Below are 3,358 nucleotides of genomic sequence, written 5' to 3'. Positions count from 1 at the left end.
CGGCCCGTCGGTGCCCGCCTGCCGCGCCGACACCGTCGCGAGCTTCTCGCCGTCCCCGCCGCCGCGCGGCGGACCGGCGTCGTCCGGCCCGCTGTTGCGCCGCGAGTCCTTGGGCTCCAGCGGTATCGGCGACCCCCTCAGCGGCTCGTCCGCGGTCCTGGGCAGCGTCAGCCGGAACTGCGAGCCGCCGCCCGGCTCGCCCCACGCCTGGAGCCAGCCGCCGTGCAGCCGCGCGTCCTCCAGGGCGATGGACAGGCCCAGTCCCGTACCGCCGGTGGTACGCGCGCGTGCCGGGTCGGCCCGCCAGAAGCGGCTGAAGACCCGGGTCGCCTCACCGGGCTTGAGCCCGACGCCGTAGTCGCGCACGGCCACCGCCACCGCCCCGCCGGCCGCGGCGAGCTTGACGACGACGTCCCTGCCCTCGCCGTGCTCCACCGCGTTGACGACCAGGTTGCGCAGCACCCGCTCCACGCGCCGCGCGTCGGCCTCGGCGACGACGGGCTGCTGGTCGCCGACGGTCCTGATCCGCGTGCCCTTGCGCTCGGCGAGCGGCTCCGCCCCGCTGACCACCCGCCGTACGACCTCGCGCAGGTCTATCGGCTCCGCCTCCAGCGCCGCCGCGCCCGCGTCGAACCGGCTGATCTCCAGCAGGTCCGCGAGCAGCGACTCGAACCGGTCGATCTGGTCGGCGAGCAGTTCCGCCGACCGCGCGGTCACCGGGTCGAAGTCCTCGCGTGCCTCGTGGATGACGTCCGCGGCCATCCGCACCGTCGTCAGCGGCGTCCGCAGCTCGTGCGACACGTCCGACACGAACCGGCGCTGCATCCGCGACAGGTCCTCGAGCTGGTTGATCTTCAGCTGGAGGTTCTGCGCCATCTTGTTGAACGCCTCGCCGAGCCGCGCGATGTCGTCCTCGCCGGTGACCTTCATCCGTTCCTGCAGCCGCCCGGCGGAGAGCCGCTCGGCGATCCCGGCCGCCATCCGCACCGGCGTGACGACCTGGCGCACCACCAGCCAGGCGATCGCCCCGAGGAGTACGACGACGAACAGCCCGGCGGTCGCCAGGGTGCCCTTGACCACGCTCAGTGACTTCTCCTCCTGGGTGAGCGGGAAGAGGTAGTACAGCTGGTACGGGTCGCCGTTGGGGTCGTTGACCTGCTTGCCGATGACCAGGCCGGGCTGGGAGGGCTTGTTGGTGTCGTAGACGATGCGCGTGTAGCTCTGGGCCGCCGACGTGCTGGTGTCGATCTTCTCCCGCAGCGCCGCCGGCACACTCGCCGTCGGGTTGACCTCACCGGAGGCGCGCGGTCCGCGCCCGCTGCCGCTCTCGTCGCCCGCGGGCAGGGTCACCACGGCGAAGGCGCCCTGGCCACCGCTGGAGAGCGACTCCACGAGGTCGCTCATCCACTGGATGACGCTCTGCGAGGAACCGCCGTCCACCGCCGCGCCGTCGTCGCCCGTGACGCTCACGTCCTCCTCGGCCTGCTGCTTGGCCACCGCGAACCCGCCGGTGGCCTGGCTCTGCGACGCCGTCGCCTTGGCGTCCAGCAGACCGTTGCGCACCTGGCCGATGACGACGAAGCCCAGCAGCAGCACCACGCCCAGCGACATCAGCAGCGTGGTGGCGACGACCTTGAGCTGGATGTTGCGCCGCCACAGCCGCATGACGGGCAGCAGCGGCCGGCGCACCCAGCGCACGAACAGCCGGATCACCGGGCTGCCCTGGACCCCGCCCTGCAGCAGCCCGCCGTCGAGCAGGCGCCCCCAGCGGGAGCCCGGGGTCTTCCGGCCGACAGGCCGCCCCGGACGGCCCCCGGACCGGCCGGGCGCCGAAGCGGCACTGTCACCGGACATGTCAGCTCGGTCCTGCCTTGTACCCGACACCACGGACGGTCACCACGATCTCCGGCTTCTCCGGGTCCTTCTCGACCTTGGAGCGCAGCCGCTGCACATGCACGTTCACCAGCCGGGTGTCCGCGGCGTGGCGGTAGCCCCAGACCTGCTCCAGCAGCACCTCGCGCGTGAACACCTGCCACGGCTTGCGGGCGAGCGCGACCAGCAGGTCGAACTCCAGCGGCGTCAGCGCGATCGACTGCCCGTCCCGCTTCACGGAGTGCCCGGCCACGTCGATCACCAGGTCACCGATGGCGAGCTGCTCCGGCGCCGGCTCCTCCGACCTGCGCAGCCGCGCCCGGATACGGGCCACCAGCTCCTTCGGCTTGAACGGCTTCACGATGTAGTCGTCGGCCCCGGACTCCAGGCCCACCACGACGTCGACGGTGTCGCTCTTCGCCGTGAGCATCACGATCGGCACCCCGGACTCCGCCCTGATCAGGCGGCACACCTCGATGCCGTCCCGGCCGGGCAGCATCAGGTCCAGGAGCACCAGATCGGGCTTGGCCTCACGGAAAGCGGCCAGCGCCTTGTCGCCGTCGGCTACGAAAGACGGCTCAAAACCTTCACCGCGCAACACGATGCCGAGCATCTCGGCCAGTGCGCTGTCGTCGTCGACGACAAGGACTCGTCCCTTCATAAACGACATCATCCCATTAGCTAATCGTGACCTGGCGTGACCTGGCACACAGCGTGGCCAGAGCCTCGGCCGTCACGGGCGAAACGGCACCTTCTTCGGTGACGATCGCCGTCACCAGTTCCGGCGGCGTCACATCGAACGCCGGGTTGTACGCCTGGGTCCCCAGGGGCGCCACCGGAATCCCCCCTCCTGCTTCCGTTCCGGCCACCGGCACCTGCGGTGCCGTGACCTCGGTCACCTCATGACCGGGACGCTGCTCCACCTCGATGGACGCCCCGTCCGGCGTCCGGGGATCCACCGTCGTCACCGGTGCCACCACGATGAACGGCACATGGTGGTACCGCGCGAGCACCGCGAGCGGATAGCTCCCCACCTTGTTCGCCACCGAGCCGTCGGCCGCGATGCGGTCCGCGCCGACGAGCACCGCGTCCACCTCACCCGCCGCGAACAGCGATCCCGCCGCGTTGTCGGTGAGCAGGGTGTACGCCATGCCGCTGCGGGCCGCCTCGTACGCCGTCAGGCGAGCACCTTGCAGCAACGGACGCGTTTCGTCCACCCACAGGCGCCGGAGCCGCCCCACCCGGTGCGCCGCCAGCGCCACCGCGAACGCCGTCCCCTCGCCGCCCGACACCAGCGAACCGGTGTTGCAGTGCGTGAGGATCCGGTGCCCGCCGCCGGGCAGCAGCTCGTCGAGGAGCGCCAGCCCGTGCTCGGCCATCCGGGCACTGGCCTCGGCGTCCTCCCGGTGCAGTTGCCGTGCCGCGGCCAGCGCGGCCCCGGCCGCCTGCCGGGCGTCCCCGCCGCCGGCGAGGACGGCCTGGTGGG

At 72.2% G+C, this 3,358-nt stretch carries 3 protein-coding genes; all 3 read right to left on the bottom strand.

Translation table 11 applies throughout. The features are described from left to right. Positions 1-1,854: MtrAB system histidine kinase MtrB (gene mtrB, locus B7767_RS05725; RefSeq protein ID WP_085571163.1), on the bottom strand; the 1,854-nt coding region annotated here is incomplete at its 3' end. Between the two features lies 1 nt (position 1,855). After that, a complete protein-coding gene (mtrA, locus tag B7767_RS05720) occupies positions 1,856-2,545 on the bottom strand; it encodes a two-component system response regulator MtrA (RefSeq protein ID WP_004930665.1) in 690 nt (229 codons plus the stop codon). 4 nt (positions 2,546-2,549) lie between these two features. Continuing rightward, positions 2,550-3,358: S-methyl-5-thioribose-1-phosphate isomerase (locus B7767_RS05715; protein WP_085571162.1), on the bottom strand; the 809-nt coding region annotated here is incomplete at its 5' end.

The sequence above is a fragment of the Streptomyces sp. 13-12-16 genome, assembly GCF_002114215.1.
GTDB lineage: Bacteria > Actinomycetota > Actinomycetes > Streptomycetales > Streptomycetaceae > Streptomyces.
Note: the sequence above shows the minus strand (reverse complement) of the source record. Positions and strands in the feature narration are given on the sequence as shown.

Bases quoted from the DNA above. Each gene is read 5' to 3' on its own strand.
- mtrA (WP_004930665.1), bottom strand. From the start codon at position 2,545: ATGATGTCGTTTATGAAGGGACGAGTCCTTGTCGTCGACGACGACAGC.